This window comes from Nocardioides sp. AN3, from assembly GCF_054653495.1.
On the sequence record NZ_BAAIGC010000119.1, the window covers coordinates 1 to 228 of the forward strand.

General features: G+C 54.8%; 1 protein-coding gene. It reads left to right on the forward strand.

Features of this window, described 5'->3' with window-relative positions; all coding sequences use genetic code 11:
* Nucleotides 1-35: 35 nt before the first annotated feature.
* The coding region (locus ACYQ1K_RS28060) for a hypothetical protein (RefSeq protein WP_459986914.1) at nt 36-228 on the forward strand (193 nt) is incomplete at its 3' end.

Sequence of the window (228 nt, forward strand, 5' to 3'; positions counted from 1 at the left end):
GGTGTGTGGGTGTTGATGGTGAAGGAGTGGGTGTAGTGGTCACGGAGTCGGTTTTCAACGAGGATCTGTTTTCGTCGGAGGCGATTGACGATCCGTACAGCTACTTCGGGTATTTGCGGGATGTGGATCCTGTGCATTGGAATCCGGATGCTGAGATCTGGATGGTCACGAGCCATGCTGGTGTGGCTGAGGTGACGCGTAACTCGGATCGGTTCTCCTCGGAGATGA